Genomic DNA, 17,599 nt, shown 5'->3' with positions numbered 1-17,599 from the left:
CAAGAAACTATTCGCATCTCGCACGTTCGTCCCCGTCAACAGAGCTTTACGAGCCGAAACCCTTCTTCACTCACGCGGCGTTGCTCCGTCAGGCTTTCGCCCATTGCGGAAGATTCCCCACTGCTGCCTCCCGTAGGAGTCTGGACCGTGTCTCAGTTCCAATGTGGCCGTTCATCCTCTCAGACCGGCTACTGATCGTCGCCTTGGTAGGCCGTTACCCCACCAACTAGCTAATCAGACGCAGACCCATCGCAAAGCGATAGCTTACAAGTAGAGGCCATCTTTAATCAGTCTCCCATGCGGGAATCTGACAACATTCGGTATTAGCAGTCCTTTCGGACTGTTGTCCCCATCTTTGCGGCAGGTTGTCTACGCGTTACTCACCCGTTTGCCACTCGACTTTTCTAAGCAAGCTTAAAATCGTCTCGTTCGACTTGCATGTGTTAAGCACGCCGCCAGCGTTCGTCCTGAGCCAGGATCAAACTCTCCATAAAATTTATGAAGAACTTAATCAAGCTCTCAATTATCTATTAAAGAAATTGCCGATTGCTATGTTATTCATACCAATCGATGTTTTGATAAGAAGTTTTCACTTCTCAAACATCTGGCTTTAATCATGTTGCATGATTATTTGCATTGTTTAGTTTTCAAAGAACAATCTGTTTTGTCGTTATCGGCGCCTGTGCCCTTTCGGGTACTCGCTTCAAGCGACTCATTTATCTTATCGCATTCAGCTTAGCTTGTCAAGAACTTTTTTGAAGTTTTTTTCGAAGCTTTTCGGTACTCATCAGTGCCTCGCCAGTCAAGGCTTCGCTACACCGTTTCGTGTCCGTGTCTGTCAGCGACTTGTATTATATTACACGAGTTTTCCTTATATGTCAACACCTTTTTTGAAAAAAAGTTAAAAACTGCTAAAAATTGCAGTTTGCGGGGAGTTCAGTTCGTGCTAAAGGTATCTAGTTCATACGTTGTCAGGGGCGAACGGGGAGTGATTTTTCTGTTTTCCGCTAAACGACCCCCTCGCAAAAGAGAGATGTACAGTTACCTGCGCCGGGCAGGCCAACGGCGCTGCTTTCAACGTATTTGCTTAGCTGCTTTCTACAGGGGCCGGCCTTCACTGCGTTCAGGCAGTCGCTCCTGACAGAAAAATCACTCCCCGTCCGCCCCAAGATACGACCTATACTATTGCCACGAACTCGTTGCTCCCGTTACAAGAACATCGATGTGCTTGCTACTTGTTTCCACGAAAATTACGTTTTATACGGACATCGCTTAGGGCGGAGGTGGTGATGCTTTTCGCTGTGGAACGACTGTCCGAACGCAGTGAGGACTGGCCCACAAACAAAAAGTTCCTAGAAGTTGAGCTGAACATACGCGCCGCCGGCCTGCCCGGCGCAGGTTACTAAAAGTCCACTAAATTTCCTTGTGGGTCATTTAGTGCAACGGCGAAAAGTATTACCACCTCCGCCCTCACTGATCTGTAACAAAAATCTTTCAGTACTCACTGACAAACTGCAATTTAATCTACGCAAAAACCCGCGGGGCTGGTGTTATTTCCCCCAGCTTTTACAAGCCTGTCAATAACGAAGGAAAATATCACCAGCCCCGCGGGCGTCTTTATACATAGATGTACGTCGTATTATCCTGGTTCAAAGTACACAGTAATCGTCGTGCCCTTATCCACCAGCGTATTCAATTCAATACTCTGCCCCACAGCATACCCGGAGCCCTCACTTTGGAAGGACAGCCCTTTATCTGCCGCCAGTCCTGCAGCTTCCCGCAGGCTCTTGCCCGTGAAGTCCGGCACCACTACCTTGCCATCCGGCACTACTCCCGTAAAGGGTTTTGCCGGTCTATGGCGGGGCTTCTTTTCCTCTGCTGGTTCCATGCCAGCAAAGGGATCGCTGGAAGGTTCAATATGCAAATAGCGGAACAACTGGGCAAAAATCCGTCCGGCCACAGGCGCTGCAATCTGGCCGCCATAGAAATTGCCCGCGCTGGGGTCATCAATCATCACGAGAACCGTCAGCTGCGGGTCTTCCACCGGCGCAAACCCGCAGAAAGAAGCAATATAACGGCCATCCATATAGCCACTACCATCTTCACGGATTTTCTGGGCGGTACCTGTTTTACCAGCGATACGATACCCCTTCACCTGCGCTTTGGCACCGCCGCCGCTGGATACGACCTGTTCCAGCAGCCCCATCAGCGTCTTATCGGTAGCCGAGTCAATAACCCGGCGCACTTCCGTCTTGCCCCGTTCCTCATAGACGCTGCCATCCGCATTGCGGATAGACTTCACGATATGCGGTTTTAACAGGACGCCATCATTGGCGATAGCCGAAACGGCCGTAACGAGCTGCAAAGGAGTCACGGCAATACTCTGACCAATGGCCGAGGTTGCCATATCCGAATCCCGCATATCCTCCGGCTTAAAGAGGATACCGCTTTCCTCACCGGGCAAATCTATGCCCGTAGGCTCACCGAAGCCAAAATTGCGGGCATAACTCATCAGACGCTCTGCCCCTAGACGCAAGCCGACCTGAGCAAAACCGGTATTCAGCGACTGCTTCACCACATCCGTAAAGGTCACCGTACCGAAACTTTCGCCGTTCCAGTTCTGAATCCGCCGCCCGGACACCATAACGTATCCCGGGTCCACGAACACCTGATTGGGGCTGACCACTTTTTCCTGCAGGGCTGCTCCTGCCACTACTGACTTGAAGGTAGAGCCCGGCTCATAGATAAAGGACACCGCGCGGTTCTTCCAGACCTCGGCATTATAATCCCAGAATTTATTGGGGTTATAGGAGGGACGAGATGCCATAGCCAGAACTTCCCCGGTTTTCGGATTCATCACCACGCAGGTGATGGCCTTAGGATTGTTCTCTGCAATGGCCCTGTCCAATTCCTGTTCCACGATAAACTGAATCGCACTGTCAATGGTTAGTTCCACCGTCTTGCAGGAATCGCCCATATAGCGCCGCCGGTTGGAAAAAATGGAATCCAGAATTGGCCGGGCCTGCCGGTCCGTAGTCAGATAGGTTTCCTTGATTTCCCCCTTGAGCAGGGCATCCAAGGCCTGTTCCACCCCGTCAAGGCCCTTGTCATCGGTGCCCACAAAGCCCAGCACATTGGCCGCCAGAACATCATTGGGGTAATAGCGTTTGGCCTCGTCCCGGAAATTTAGACAGGAAATATAGTTCTTTTCTTTAATCAGCTGACGCACAGCCTCGTATTCCGACTGCTCCATGCGCCGTTTCACCCAGACAAAGCCGCCTCCCACAGCGATATCATCCAGAATATCCTGCTCCGTCTGGCCGATAAGCGGCGCCAGATTGGCCGCCACTTCCTGCGGATTATCCACATGAGAGGGGTCAATGTAGAGGGACTTGGTCATCGTGCTGACCGCGAGCTCACGGCCATTGCGGTCAAGAATTGCCCCTCGGGGAGACTGAATCGCATAGTCCTGCCCCACCTGTGCCTTCATGCGCTCGCTCAAAGAACTTCCCTGCACGAGCTGCAACCAGGCATACCGGCAGACGATAAAGCCCACCATTACCAGCATAATAAACGCCAAAACGCTGATGCGCCGCTGGACGGCGCGGCGTTCCTTCTTCATGTATTAAGCCTCCTGCCTGCCGCTGTTTTTCAGCAGCGTTTCCCTTAATCTGCCTTCAATCTGCAAGAGTTCAGCTTCCGCCGCCTGCCGTTTGGCCCGGCCATTCTGCTGAATCTTGATGGTTTCTTCAATGGTATTAATCAGGCGGTCATTGACCTCGCGCACCGTTTCGATATCCACAATGCTGCGCTCATTCTCCTGCGCGGTCTCAATGCTGTTCTGCTGCAAAAGCTCCGCATTGCGGCGCAGCAGTTCATTCGTGGTATTGCTTACCGCCTGCTGCATGCGCAGGACATCCTGCTGCGCCTGCAATCCCAAGGCAATAACCAGCTGATTCTTCCAAAGAGGAATCGTGCTGTAGATAGCCGTCTGTACCCGGTCAATCAGCGCCTTGTCATTGTTCTGAATCAGGCGAATCTGTGGTGCCGACTGAATCGCAATCGTCTTGCTGATTTTGAGGTCATGAACCTTCTTCTCAAAACGGTTGACACTGGCTTCAAAGTCTGATACCACCTGTACCGCCATGGGGTCACCGGAATCTGCCGCCTGCTGACGCAGTTTGGGCAGCGTGACCTCCCGCATTTCCGTAAGTTTCTCCTCGCCCGCCTGAATATAGAGCTGCAGCTGCTTGAAATAGCTGAGATTTTCTGCGTAGAGCTTGTCAAAAAGCGCTACATCCTTCATCATCTTAAGCTTGGCCTGTTCCAGATTTCCCTGAATGCGCTCCACCTGCGTAGAGAGTTTATCATAGCCCAGTTTGATGTCTTCGCCCTTTTTCACGAGACTGCCCACCAGCGGAATCTTCGTCAGAAAGCTCTTGTTCTCCTCCGGTTCAAAATCCCGAACCTGCTTGACCAGACTTCCCAACAGTTCACCTACTGGGCCGCTGTCCTTCGTGCGCACCTGTGACAATACGCTGTCCGAGAACTCGGCAATCTTTTGCTGGGCAGGCGCACCAAAGCGCAGGATGGCCGTGGAATCCGTCAAATCCAGTTCATCCTTTATCTTTTCCACCTGCGCCCGCTCCTCCGGACTCAGGTCATTTACCACCTGTTCCACCTGCGCCGTCATCACTTCCGTGGACGGCAGGTTAGCCGGCGTTACATCCGCACTTGCTATATTGGTTTTCGCTTTCATCAGGTCTTCCAATTTTACTTCCATGGTCAGTCCTCCTGTTATCGATAGTACTGTTCATAAAAATTATTTACTGGCATAAAAAGATAGCGAATGCCCTCCGCAATGGAAACAATAGTAGGAATCGTTGTCCAGCAAAAGAATATATAAGCAAAGCCCCACTTGTTCTTTCCCTGATAAAATTTATGGGCGCCAATAGTCCCCAAACAAATAGCCAAGGCACTCATGATTACTTTATAGGCCAGTACATCCATACGCAGATGATCCGGCACAAACACGTGGGTCTTAAAAGGAACTGCTTTTGTCTCCCCTGCCTTGGTCACCGCGCCCACGCGAGGCTTTTTCTTGCGGCCGATGCCCGTAGCAGGCAGGGGGTTATTAGGGCGTATTTCTGCCGGTTCTGCCGCAGGCGTGTTGCGGACATTACTGATGCCCTCTGCCTCCAGAGACTGCTGCATAACTGTCAGTTCTGCATCCATATCCAAAAGCTGATTGTTTAATATCTTGGTAAACTCCGCGCTGTAGGCTTCATCAAAACTCACCAAAGTGTCCCGCAGACGCTCTTTCACCTGCCGTACCTGACTGGTATCCAGTTTCGTATCCTCAAGCTCCAGAAACTGCTCACTGAGACTTGCTGCCCTGTCCTGATAGTAATGAATAAAACGTCCTGCCGCCGCTATCCGTTCCGGATGTTTCTCCACATAATTCATCAGACGGGCAGCTTCCTGCTGCATCAGTCCCAGTTGGCGGCTGAGCTGGCTGTCCTGAATTTTCTTGCGGGCCGTCTCCACACGGCTATAGTCCAGCTGTGCCTTTTTCCAATCCGACAGGGCAGTGTCAGCCATCTCATCATTGAGCTGGCTGATATCTAACTGCGTCCTAATTTCCTTATGCTCTTCCGGCATCTGGCCCCGATAAAGAAAGCCCCCCATGAAACACATGGAAATTAAGCCGGCGGCACCATACTCCGTAGTCATCAAAAAAATTCCTGCCAGCCCCATAATCAGCGCCAACAAACCATATAAATTACGCATGATCATCGCTCCTATGGTCAAAATTTAGTTTTATTATACCACAAAGCCGCCCCCAATAGGGACGGCTTTCACTTACCAATGATATTTTTCCCCGCGGTTAATCTTAAAGGCGCGGTAAATTTGTTCCACGAGCAGGAGCCTTACCATCTGATGGGTAAAGGTCATTCGCGAAAAGCTCAAGAGCTCATCTGCAGCCTTACGCACCTCGCTGGAAAGGCCAAAAGCCCCGCCAATCAAAAAGGTGATATTGCTGCGACCGGAAAGGCCCAACTTGTCGATTGAGGCCGCCAGTTCCTCCGAGGATTTTTCCTTGCCGAATACATCCAGCACAAAGAGATAACTGCCTTCCGGCACCAGCTTCAGGAGTTTTTCCCCTTCCCGGGTAAGCACCTGTTCCTTTTCCGCATCAGACGGCGAATCCGGCATCTTCTCCTCGTGAATCTCCCGGATTTCCACCTGGGCAAAAGGCTTCAAACGCTTCATGAATTCGGCAATCCCCGCCGAGAGATACTTCTCCTTGATTTTGCCTGCACAGACAATCGTAATCTTCATCAGCGGTTATCCTGCGGCATTTCTTCGAGCACCACATCCACATTGCGGCTGGCACCATTGCGGTCAAAGGTGACTTTCACCGTATCGCCTACCTTATGCGCAGCCACTTTGGCCCGCAGGTCGGATACGCTGTTTACCTCTTCATCATTGACCTTCAGAATGATGTCGCCACGCTGGAGACCGGCCTTGCCACAGGGGCCATTGAGCGTCAGCTGGAAGATGTAAACGCCCTTGTCGATATTCAGCTGATAGCCATAACGGCCAGCAGTCTGGGGGTCAAATACGGACACGCCGAGATAGGGACGAGCTACATAGCCCTTGTTCATAATCTCATCAATAATGTTCTGCACTGTATTGGTGGGAATGGCAAAGCCCATGCCCTCAACGCCGCTGGCAGCCAGCTTGGCGCTGTTGATGCCGATGACTTCCCCATCCGCATTCACAAGCGCACCACCGGAGTTGCCGGGGTTAATGGCTGCATCCGTCTGAATCAGTTTCACCAGCTTGTCACTGATATCCAGCGTGCGGTTAACGGCACTCACCACACCGCTGGTGACACTGCCCCGGAATTCCAGACCCATGGGGTTGCCGATGGCAATAGCCGGTTCCCCGACCACAATCTGATCCGAATCGCCAAATTTTGCCGTGGGCAGGTCCTTGCCATCCACCTTCACCACAGCCAAATCCGTCAGCTCATCAGCGCCAATCAGCTTGCCCTTGAGGCTGCGGCCATCGGACAGGGACACGATGATTTCCTTCGCACCGCTGACCACATGGTTATTGGTCACGATGTAGCCATCCTCACGGAAGATAACGCCAGAACCTACGCCCTGGGTTTCCACAGGATTATTGAACCAATCCCGAACCACTGCTTTATTGGTAATACCTACCACAGCAGGCCCCACCATCTTGGCTGCCCGCACTGCCGGGGTATTTCTAGCATCGGAAAGTTTTACATCAGCATTTGCCTTCTGGGAACCCTGCGCGGATTCGCTGACACTGGCGCTGTTATCCGCCGCCGTTCCTGCCGAACAGCCGGAAAAAGTAATGGCCGACACAGCCAGCATAGCAGCAACCATCAGTGAAGTTTTCTTCTTATTCATGAAAATCCCTCCAAATTCAATTCAAGTACCAGCTCACCATTTCAGTTTGGCTGGCCACTGTTAAATCAATATTGACACCCTGACGCTCCAAAATTCCCTGCACCGTATTCTCTGCCAGTTCCGGGCGATTGTTTTCCTCGGACAGATGCGCCAGAAAAACCTTCTCCGGCCGTTTCTGCATGCGGATAAGCGCCCAAGCTGCATCCGAATTGGCCAGATGCCCCCGGTTGGACAGGATACGCCGTTTAAGCGGCCAAGGATAACTGCCCTGTTTCAGGACCTCCGGGTCGTGATTGGATTCCAAAATCAATACGTCCGCCCCTTCAATGGCAGCCTGCACACTGGACGTCACAAAACCCAAATCCGTGGCCAAAGTCACGTTCTTGCGCCCTTTCAAGCGGTAGCCCACAGGTTCTGCCGCATCATGGGAGATGTTAAAGCTCTCAATGTTCAGCCCATTGATGGCAAACGCTTCACCAATAGGACAGAAGCACTCCGCCGGAATCGCCGCCCGCTCTTTCATATGTTCAATTGTGCCAGGTCGGGTGAAGATGGGCAGGTGGTACCATTTGCACAAAGTAGGCAGCCCCGCCACATGGTCACGGTGTTCATGGGTAATGAGCACACCATCCAAAGAGGAAGGCTCTACACCAATCCCCAGCAATCCTTTTTTAATTTTCGTGGCACTGATGCCAGCGTCGAGCAAAAGCCTTGTGCCATCCATTTCCACAAAGACGGCATTCCCTTTGCTGCCACTGGCCAGAATCCTAACCTGCATCCCTACGGCTCCTATCTTAACACTTGACTATGTAAATTATCTGTAAAGATAACACTTTTTCATTATAACGCCATTGTTCCCAGATAACAACTAAAGAAAAATCCAGAATTCCAGCCGCAAGCCCGTGGTAACTTATTCCTGCGCTAGTACACGCAAGCGTGTAAATCGCTTAGGAACAAGTCACCACGGACTTTCGAAGGTAGTTTTAGCTCCCCGCTAAAGAAGAAATCTATTAACGTATCGAACAATGCGTTCAATATTGATTACATAACCAACAAGGGCTCGGTGACTTGTTCCTGAGCATTTTACGCGCAAAGCGCGTACTTGCGCAGGAATAAGTCACCGAGCCTTTTAGCTACGATGTCAATCGAATCGCATCGTGGTATTATTCATTAGATGTTGTACACGCGTACGGAGCTGGAGTTACCCTTGCCAGCCTTCACACCGGAGGTGATGATGGTGAGGTCGCCGCGCTGTACGAGGTCTTCCTTAACAGCAGCAGCCGTTGCATTGCTGATCATTTCATCCACATCGCTCCACTGGGTGCCGAGTACCGGATATACGCCCCAACGCAGGTTCAGCTGACGCAGAACTTTTTCGCTCGGCGTGTAAGCTACGATAGCAGCCTTCGGACGATACTTGGAAACGACCTTCGTCGTGTAACCGGATTCGGTCGGCGTGATGATAGCCGGAACATCGAGCTCATAAGCCATCTGAACCGTAGCATGAGCGATAGCACGCGTACGGGATTCCATGTGCTGCAGGCCACGTTCTACATAGAGTTCCTTGTATTCAAGGGAGCTTTCCATGCGCTGTGCAATGCGGTTCATCGTAGAAACAGCTTCTACCGGATAGTCACCGGAAGCCGTTTCGCCGGACAGCATGATGGCATCCGTACCATCGAGGATGGCGTTACCAACGTCAGAAACTTCTGCACGGGTCGGACGCGGGTTGCGTTCCATGGAGTCGAGCATCTGCGTAGCAACGATAACCGGTTTGCCAGCAGCGTTGCACTTGCGGATGATTTCCTTCTGAATAAGGGGCACATCTTCTGCCGGAACTTCTACGCCCAGGTCACCACGGGCAACCATGATGCCGTCGGAAACTTCCAGGATTGCATCGAAGTTCTTAACACCTTCGAGGTTTTCGATCTTCGGCAGAATTTCCATGTGGCCATTGTGCTCTTCGATGAGCTTGCGGATGGCGATAACATCATCCGGACGCTGAATGAAGGAAGCAGCTACGAAATCCATGTCCTGTTCGCAGCCAAAGATGATGTCCTTAGCATCCTGTTCGGAGATAGGAGGCAGACCAAGGGGTACGCCCGGAGCAGCTACACGCTTGCGCGTGCTCATCTTACCGCTGTTCTGGATGGTCGTAACGATATCCTTGCCCTTGATTTCATCGACTTTGAGGGCTACGAGACCATCGGAGAGGAGCAGGGTGTCGCCAGGCTTAACTTCCGTGTAAAGACCTTTGTGGTTTACGGAAACATGAGTTTCATCACCCGGTTCATCGTCATAGGTCAAAGTGAACTTGTTGCCCTTTTCGAGCATAACTTTGCCATCTTTGAACTCGCCCAGACGCATTTCCGGACCTTTGGTATCGAGGATTAAAGAGATAACCTTGCCAGCCTTCTTGGCAGCTTCACGAACCATATTGATACGGCCAAGATGTTCTGCGTGGTCACCATGGGAGAAGTTGAAGCGTGCGCAGTTCATGCCATTGGCAATCAGTGCATCAATTACGCCCGGTTTCTCTGTGGACGGACCCTGCGTGCAAACGATTTTCGTCTTTTTTAACATGTTGTAAACCCCACCTATTCTTTTACTACATATTATATTTTAGACGGACACCTCCCCTTCGGGGAGTCGCTGTATGGCGTCCTGTCTACGGCCTAATTTAACAGGGAAAATTTTCCCATCAGCTTCTATTCTACACTCTTTGTCCCCATAAGTAAAACATTTTCGGCGAAAATCTATGGAAAAATATATTTTCTGAAAAGCGGCTCATTCTTTGAAATTTATTGCTTTTATTCCCCGATATACGGGCCAATCATCCCTATTGATTGGAATTGTTCCCAGCATCAAAAACAGCTTATCCTTCCGGGCAAAATTGACGATATACCTATAAGGGAAGTGTTGCACTTTCCAAAAAGTGGGAAAGGAGGATGTATCATGTCTACCATTTCGGCAATGACCAGGGATACGTACACGATGTACAAGATGGCCCAGGGCGACACGCAGGCCACCACCACGGCACAGAAGGAAGCCAGCAAAGCAGAGGAATCTTCTTCTGCCCAGAGCAAGAGCTATGCCACGGCGGCGGCCAATGTCAGCAAGCTGAGCAATTTAGTCGGCTCTTTTGATTCGGCTCATGGCAGCAAAAAGACAAATGCCGCCCAGGACTCCATCGCCAGCCTTTGGTCCGATTACACCAATTCGTACTCCAGCGGGCTCGCCAACCTCAGTGCCCTTTCCGGGGTATCTTCCAGCGCGGCAGGACTTGTGAACTCCTACAATGAAGCCAAGTCCACCTTTGACACCCAGTTCAAGGCCTATATGGGCGATTTAGAAAAATCGGCCAAGACCGTCAAGAACATGAGTTACGAATTCAGTGCGGACGACATCAAAGAAGCCGAGGACGGCAGCAAGACTTACAGCGATGGCCTAAAAGCCGCCATCGGCAATGTCAAACAGCTGGTCTCCGACTACAACGATGCCTTAGACCTCACCAGCGATTACAGCAGTGTGGGAAAGAGAATGGAATCGCTCCATAAGTCTTTCGCCGACACCACATATCGGGCTGACACTTACAATCAGCTTGGTATCACGGTGGACAGCAAGACGGGCAAGATGAGTGTCGATGAAGACAAGCTGGCCAAAGCCCTCACCGAAAACGGTGACCGGGTGAAAAACGCCCTGGGGGCTAACGGTCTGGCTGGCAAGACAGAACAGCATCTCGCGCAGGCCAATAGCCAGAGCGATAAGCTGTTCCCCTCTTTGCAGAGCATGTTCGGCAATTCCATCAAGACCGCCTCGGCCTACACAAACCCACAGGTGCTGAACGCCACCGTTCAGTACGGTATGATTGGGAATCTCTTCAGCTCAATGTTCTAAGGAGCAACCTACTCCTATGAACTCAGGTCACAGAGATTCCACGACCAAAGCCCGGTGGCTGATAATGCTTTTCCGTCGCGTTAGGCAAGCCTGCATAAGCAGAGGAAAAGTATTATCAGCCACCGGGCGTCTTTTTACATCGATGCCAACAGTCAGCCAGCGGCAGTATGCTCCTGCACTAGTACGCGCTATGCGTGTAAATCGTGCAGGAACATACTGCCGCTGGCTTTTGTATCGTATTATTTTGTTAACTATCTTGTCTTCGTCTTATCCGTTACTATTTAATGCACATCAGCTGCTGCATCCCAGCCCAGCTGTAAGGCCTTCATATTGGCTTCAACCGTATGGGGCGGCACGCGTTTTTTCACAAAGTCCTTAACCGTGTCTAACTGCACCAGTCCTGTGATGCGCACGAGGGCGCCCAAGGCCACGATATTTGCAAAGAGGGCCTTGCCGAGTTCTTCGACGGCAAGTTTTGTAATCGGCAGGCGAACCACATGCGGGAAATCCGGTGTTTCTGGCACGAGGCTGTCATCGAGAATAAGCAGGCCATCCTTGTGCAGGTCGCTGTAATATTTGTCCGCGGCTTTCTGGGTCATGGCCAGTACCAAATCCGGCGTTTCCACATGGGGGTGGTAGATGATTTCATCGCTGATGATGACCTCGGCTTTTGAGGCACCGCCGCGGGCTTCGGGGCCGTAGGACTGGCTCTGTGCTGCTTCTTTGCCTTCGGCCACTGCCGCTTCAGCCAGCAGGATGGCCGCTGTGATTACGCCCTGACCGCCGGAGCCGGAGAGTCTTAATTGTTTTTTCATGCGTGTGCACCTCCTGCCCGTTCAATCACTTGGTCATAGGCCGTATCGTAATCCATGGCCGTTGCTTCATACAGCAGGCCAATGGGGAATTTTTCCGGCGCCGTTGTGGCCGGGTCGAGTTTATCCCAGGCCGCCTTCATCACGGCATTATCCCGCATCCATTTGAGCATATCTGCCGGACTGCCCAGTTTATTCTTGCGGCCATAAGCGGTCGGACACTGCACCAGTGCTTCCACGAAGGAGAAACCATGGTTGTCAAAGGCCTTGGCAATCATATCCGTCAAATGCTGCACATGGAAGGCTGTGGAGCGAGCTACATAGGTAGCTCCCGCAGCTTCAGCCAAAGCGCAGGCATCAAAGGGACGGTCAACGGAGCCATAAGGCGCGGTGGTTGCCTTGCGGCCAGTCGGCGTCATGGGCGAAGCCTGACCGCCCGTCATGCCGTAGATATTGTTGTTGAACAGTACCACCGTCAAATCCACATTACGGCGGCAGCCGTGGATGAAGTGATTGCCGCCTATCGCGGTGCAATCGCCATCGCCGGTAATGACCACTACATTGAGGTCCGGTCTTGCCAGCTTAATCCCCGTGGCAAAGGGAATCGCGCGCCCATGTGCCGTATGCAGGGTATCAAAATCCATATAACCCGAAGCACGGGAAGAACAGCCGATACCAGAAACAATCACCGTATTATCCTGATTGAGTTCTGGACGCTTGGCAATCGCCTGCACGATAGCCTTCATGGCAATGCCGTTGCCGCAGCCAGGGCACCAGAGGTGCGGGAGGCGGTTCTGACGGAAATACTTTTCATATTCTCTTTCGGCCATCATCCTTCAACCTCCTTTACCAATTCATTGATACTTGCTAAAATCTCGCCGGGTTCAAAGGCCCGCATGTTGTACTTGCCGCAGAGGCTTACGGGGCAAGCTCCGTTAGCCGCCCGCCGTACCTCATGGACAATCTGCCCATAGTTCAGCTCGGCTACGACAATTCCCTTGACCTTGGCGGCCAATTCTGCAATCACCTTGTCCGCAAACGGCCAAATAGTCATCAAACGCACAAGACCGACTTTCCTGCCAGCTGCACGGGCTTCACGCACCGCCTCATAAGCCGTTCTTGCCGTACCGCCGAAGGATACCACAGCATATTCCGCATCCTCCATAAAATAACTTTCCGTATGAATGATTTCCTCACCGGCACGCTCGATTTTTTCATGCAGGCGGCGGATGGATTCTTCCGTCACCTTCGGGCTGCCCACAGGGAAACCTGTTTCATCATGGATAAGCCCCGTCACATGGATATGATAACCTTCGCCAAAATCCGCCACATTGGGTACCAAATCTTCCTCCGGCGCAAAGGGCTGATAACCTTCCGCCCGCGTTTTCGTCGGCTTACGGCGGGGATAGACATCTACTTTTTCGGGAAGTTCCACCTTCTCCCGCAAGTGTCCGACCATCTCATCCATCAAAAGCATTACCGGTGTGCGGAAACGCTCGGCATAATTCACAGCCATAACCGTAGCATCATAGGTTTCGCGCACACTCCAGGGAGACAGTGCAATCACCGGATGGTCGCCATGTGTCCCCCAGCGCACCTGCATCACATCACCCTGCGAAGGAGCTGTCGGCTGGCCGGTAGACGGGCCGACACGCTGCACATCCACCAAAACGCAGGGAATCTCTGCACAGGCGGCATAGCCAATGAGCTCCTGTTTCAAGGAAAAGCCCGGCCCGGAAGTAGCATCCATAACCTTGCAGCCGGCCAGCGAAGCGCCTAAAATTGCGCCCATCGAAGCGATTTCATCCTCCATCTGGATAAACTTGCCGCCATGCTGAGGCAGAAGTTTTGCCATGGTTTCTGCGATTTCCGTGGAGGGAGTAATCGGATAACCGGCAAAGAAATTCACACCCGCAGCGATTGCTGCTTCGGCACAGGCTTCGTTGCCCTGCATCAATCTTGCCTTGCTCATGCTACGCCCCCCTTTGCATCTTTATCCACAAAAATTGCATAATCCGGACAACGCAGTTCACACTGCCCACAGCCGATACAAGCATCTGGATTTACCACCTGAACCTTGCCCAGCTCATCTATAGCCAGCACCGACTTAGGGCAAAAGGCCGCGCAAATTCCGCACCCTTTGCACCGCGCCAGCTTGACGCTAATCTCTGCTTTCATAAACTCCGCCTCCAATTACACAGTTAGATATGACTTAATTTATATAGAAAATATACTCTTTTCTTATATACTTTTACATCATAGCAGAAAGTTGTATAAAAATCTACCGTTTTTGTAAATTTAAGTAATGTATACATAAACAGTACGCCTTTACAACTCCTAATGTAATTGTTCGCCATAAAAAGAAAATCTCCCCCTTTTACGGAGGAGATTTGTTTATCTATATTGATTTAGAAAATATCCTTAGCCAATACGATGGTTTCATCGCGGTTCGGACCTACGGAGACAATGCCGAGCTTGATGCCGGTTACTGCTGCCATGCGTTCCAGATACTTCTTGGCGTTTTCCGGCAGGTCTTCATACTTGCGGACTTTGCTGATATCCGTGTTCCAGCCCTCAAAAGTCTCATAAACCGGCTCTACTTCAGCCAGCACTTTAAGGCTTGCGGGGATTTCATTGAGGATTTCGCCCTTGTACTTGTAGGCTACACACATCTTGATTTCTTCGAAGTTATCGAGGATGTCCAGACGCGTAACAGCCATGTAGTCAATGCCGGAAATCAGGCCAGCGTAGCGAACCACGCAGGCATCGAGCCAGCCCGTACGACGGGGACGGCCCGTAACTACACCATATTCATGGCCTTCTTCACGGATTTTTTCGCCGATGGCATTGAGCTGTTCCGTCGGGAAGGGGCCTTCGCCAACGCGGGTGCAGTAAGCCTTGACGATACCAACCACTTTGTCAATCTTGTTAGGAGCAACACCAGCGCCTACGCCCACACCACCGGAAATCGGATGGGAGGCCGTAACGTACGGATATGTGCCATAGTCGATGTCGAGCATCGTAGCCTGTGCACCTTCAAAGAGAATCTTGCGGCCTTCTTTGATTTCGTCATTCAGGAGAGCAATCGTGTCGCAGACATATGGACGCAGGCGTTCTGCATAGCCTAAGTATTCCTTGAGGATTTCGTCATAGGACAGCGGCTCATGGTCATACAGGAGTTTCAGTTCCTTGTTCTTGATTTCGAGGTTTTCTTTGAGGCGTTTAGCGAATTCTTCCTCATCCATCAAATCGCAGACGCGGATACCAATGCGGTTGTCGCGGTCCATGTAGCAGGGGCCGATACCGCGCTTGGTGGTGCCAATCTTGTTGTCGCCACGGGCTTCGTCGCCAATGCCGTCCATCAGACGGTGATAGGGCAGAACCACATGAGCACGATTGGAAATGCGGATGCCGGACAGGTCAACGCCGCGTTCAGCCAGACCATCCATTTCTTCGAGCATAACCATCGGGTCAAAAGCCACGCCGTTGCCGACAATGCAGTGCGAACCTTTGAACAGAATCCCGGAGGGCATCAGGCGCAGCTTATAAGCCTCGCCATCTACCATAACCGTATGGCCGGCATTGCTGCCGCCCTGAAAGCGTACTACCGTGTCGGCCTGCTGAGCCAGATAGTCCACGATTTTGCCTTTGCCTTCATCGCCCCACTGGGTACCTGTTACTACTACTGTTGACATAAGTCTCTCTCCTTAATCCCTTGATTTATGTAAAATCAAAGGCCAAAACGTTCAAAAATCATATCTACATGACGCAGGAAGTATTTGTAATCGAAGCAATCATCGATTTCTTCCTTGGTCAGGTATTTCGTGATATCCGGGTCATTTTCCACACTCGTGCGGAAATCCTGGCCTTCCATCCAGCGTTTCATGGCATTGCGCTGTACCCACTTGTAGGCATCTTCACGCAGTACACCCTTGCTGACCACCGTCAGCATGATGCGCTGGCTGTAGATAAGGCCGCCCGTGCGCTCCATATCGTGGAGCATCTTGTCCGGGTAAACCAACAGTTTATCAATGATATTCGTGAGCTTCCGCGTGCAGTAATCCACGTTGATGGTGCTGTCCGGCAGGATAACACGCTCAACAGAGGAATGGGAAATATCACGTTCATGCCAAAGGGTGATATCTTCCAGTGCTGCTACGGCGTTGCCGCGCACAAGTCTCGCCATACCGGAAATGCGTTCGCAGTTGATGGGGTTGCGCTTATGCGGCATAGCCGAAGACCCCTTCTGCCCCGGAGAGAAATATTCTTCTGCTTCACGGATATCCGTGCGCTGCAGATTGCGGACTTCCGTAGCAATCTTTTCGAGCGTGCTCGAAACAATGGCCAAGGTCGTTACGAATTCAGCATGGCGGTCACGCTGAATAACCTGCGTAGCCAGCGGCACCGGCGTAAGGCCGAGCTTCTTAGCCACACGCTGCTCGATTTCCGGGTCGATATTGGAGTAAGTACCAACCGCACCGGAGAGTTTGCAGACGGAAACCGTCTTTTGGGCATGCTCCACACGCTCGATATCGCGTTCAATTTCCGCACTCCACAAAGCCATCTTCAGACCAAATGTCATGGGCTCGGCATGAATGCCATGGGTTCGGCCAATGCAGGGCGTATGCTTGAATTCCACGGCACGGCGGCGCAGAACCTCACGGAATTTGCGCAAATCATCTAAGATGATGTCTGCGGCATCCCGCATCATCATGCAGTAAGCGGTATCTTTAACGTCGCTCGACGTCAGCCCCTTATGCACATACTTGGAATCCTCACCAACGTTTTCGGCGACATTGGTCAGAAAAGCAATGATGTCATGATGCGTAACGGATTCAATTTCCTTGATGCGTTTCACATCAAACTTTGCCTTGGCGCGAATGTTCTTCGCAGCCTCAGCCGGGATTTCCCCCAGCTCCGCCATAACGTCGCAGGCAGCCATCTCTACTTCGAGAATCTGCTGCCATTCGTTCTCGATGGACCACAGGTGACCCATCTCCGGGTTGGTGTAACGTTCAATCATTAGTGAATTCCTCCTCAGGATTCTTGCGGCGTCACTGCACCGCGGAAGTGAAAACACGATAAAAAAACTCAAATTGACTGCCCCGCCATCTGCGAGCTTCAGCCTCATTTTGAGTTTGGAGAAAGTTCTTTAGTTTCCCTTTCTTATAATAGCAAAGCGCAGGGCCAGTGTCAACCTCCGCCGTCAATCATGCACAAAGATGCAATTACAATGAACAAATGCGTTGTAAAACACATCTACAGTTTATCCACATATATAAATTGCAGTTTGTCGATGTTATTGCGAGATTATTTCTAGTTGTTACAGCTCAGTGGGGGCGGAGGTGGTAATACTTTTCGCCGTTGCACTGAATGACCCACAAGTAAATGTATGGGCTTTTTAGTTACCTGCGCCGGGCAAGACCGGCGGCGCGTATGTTCAGC

Annotated in this window: 14 protein-coding genes and 1 rRNA gene; 1 reads left to right on the top strand and 14 read right to left on the bottom strand. The window is 51.5% G+C overall.

The window, feature by feature from the left end; translation table 11 throughout:
* From T320_RS09630 to pyk, 8 genes are all read right to left on the bottom strand, one after another.
* Positions 1 to 494 (bottom strand): 16S ribosomal RNA (locus tag T320_RS09630); the annotation flags it as partial.
* 1,145 nt (positions 495 to 1,639) lie between these two features.
* A complete protein-coding gene (locus T320_RS09625; RefSeq protein ID WP_037355316.1) occupies positions 1,640 to 3,622 on the bottom strand; it encodes a penicillin-binding protein in 1,983 nt (660 codons plus the stop codon).
* 3 nt (positions 3,623 to 3,625) lie between these two features.
* Positions 3,626 to 4,783 carry a toxic anion resistance protein gene (locus tag T320_RS09620; protein WP_051608708.1) on the bottom strand — a complete coding sequence of 386 codons (1,158 nt, stop codon included), beginning with the start codon at positions 4,781 to 4,783 and terminating at the stop codon, positions 3,626 to 3,628.
* 14 nt (positions 4,784 to 4,797) lie between these two features.
* Entirely contained in the window at positions 4,798 to 5,790 is a 993-nt protein-coding gene (locus T320_RS14400) for a 5-bromo-4-chloroindolyl phosphate hydrolysis family protein (RefSeq protein WP_177241787.1), read from the bottom strand.
* A 72-nt stretch (positions 5,791 to 5,862) separates the two neighbouring features.
* Positions 5,863 to 6,342: a 23S rRNA (pseudouridine(1915)-N(3))-methyltransferase RlmH gene (gene rlmH / locus T320_RS09605; RefSeq protein WP_037355314.1), complete on the bottom strand. Its 480-nt coding sequence runs from the start codon at positions 6,340 to 6,342 to the stop codon at positions 5,863 to 5,865.
* A complete protein-coding gene (locus tag T320_RS09600; protein WP_037355311.1) occupies positions 6,342 to 7,445 on the bottom strand; it encodes a S1C family serine protease in 1,104 nt (367 codons plus the stop codon). Before T320_RS09600 ends, rlmH begins: the two co-directional genes overlap by 1 nt.
* A 16-nt stretch (positions 7,446 to 7,461) precedes the next feature.
* Positions 7,462 to 8,223 (bottom strand): MBL fold metallo-hydrolase, encoded by a 762-nt coding sequence (locus T320_RS09595; protein WP_037355310.1) that lies wholly within the window; start codon positions 8,221 to 8,223, stop codon positions 7,462 to 7,464.
* A 392-nt stretch (positions 8,224 to 8,615) separates the two neighbouring features.
* Positions 8,616 to 10,028 (bottom strand): pyruvate kinase, encoded by a 1,413-nt coding sequence (pyk, locus tag T320_RS09590; protein WP_037355309.1) that lies wholly within the window; start codon positions 10,026 to 10,028, stop codon positions 8,616 to 8,618.
* 372 nt (positions 10,029 to 10,400) lie between these two features.
* On the opposite strand from pyk, the gene fliD reads away from it, so the two are divergent.
* Entirely contained in the window at positions 10,401 to 11,342 is a 942-nt protein-coding gene (gene fliD, locus T320_RS09585; protein WP_051608707.1) for a flagellar filament capping protein FliD, read from the top strand.
* A 281-nt stretch (positions 11,343 to 11,623) separates the two neighbouring features.
* Here fliD and T320_RS09580 read toward each other — a convergent pair whose 3' ends face one another.
* The 6 genes from T320_RS09580 to purB form a co-directional block, all read right to left on the bottom strand.
* Positions 11,624 to 12,157 carry a 2-oxoacid:acceptor oxidoreductase family protein gene (locus T320_RS09580; RefSeq protein WP_037355308.1) on the bottom strand — a complete coding sequence of 178 codons (534 nt, stop codon included), beginning with the start codon at positions 12,155 to 12,157 and terminating at the stop codon, positions 11,624 to 11,626.
* A complete protein-coding gene (locus T320_RS09575) occupies positions 12,154 to 12,987 on the bottom strand; it encodes a thiamine pyrophosphate-dependent enzyme (RefSeq protein WP_037355307.1) in 834 nt (277 codons plus the stop codon). The genes T320_RS09580 and T320_RS09575 overlap by 4 nt, the downstream gene beginning before the upstream one ends.
* Positions 12,984 to 14,126, bottom strand: a complete 1,143-nt coding sequence (locus tag T320_RS09570; protein ID WP_037355306.1) for a 2-oxoacid:acceptor oxidoreductase subunit alpha — start codon at positions 14,124 to 14,126, stop codon at positions 12,984 to 12,986. The genes T320_RS09575 and T320_RS09570 overlap by 4 nt, the downstream gene beginning before the upstream one ends.
* Entirely contained in the window at positions 14,123 to 14,332 is a 210-nt protein-coding gene (locus T320_RS09565) for a 4Fe-4S binding protein (RefSeq protein WP_037355304.1), read from the bottom strand. The genes T320_RS09570 and T320_RS09565 overlap by 4 nt, the downstream gene beginning before the upstream one ends.
* 230 nt (positions 14,333 to 14,562) lie before the next feature.
* Entirely contained in the window at positions 14,563 to 15,849 is a 1,287-nt protein-coding gene (locus T320_RS09560) for an adenylosuccinate synthase (RefSeq protein WP_037355302.1), read from the bottom strand.
* 35 nt (positions 15,850 to 15,884) lie between these two features.
* Positions 15,885 to 17,177 carry an adenylosuccinate lyase gene (purB, locus tag T320_RS09555; RefSeq protein WP_037355299.1) on the bottom strand — a complete coding sequence of 431 codons (1,293 nt, stop codon included), beginning with the start codon at positions 17,175 to 17,177 and terminating at the stop codon, positions 15,885 to 15,887.
* Positions 17,178 to 17,599 lie beyond the last annotated feature (422 nt).

Origin of the sequence: Selenomonas sp. FC4001, assembly GCF_000701565.1 — a bacterium.
Classification (GTDB): domain Bacteria; phylum Bacillota; class Negativicutes; order Selenomonadales; family Selenomonadaceae; genus Selenomonas_A; species Selenomonas_A ruminantium_B.
This window is presented reverse-complemented; position numbering and strand designations above follow the sequence as displayed.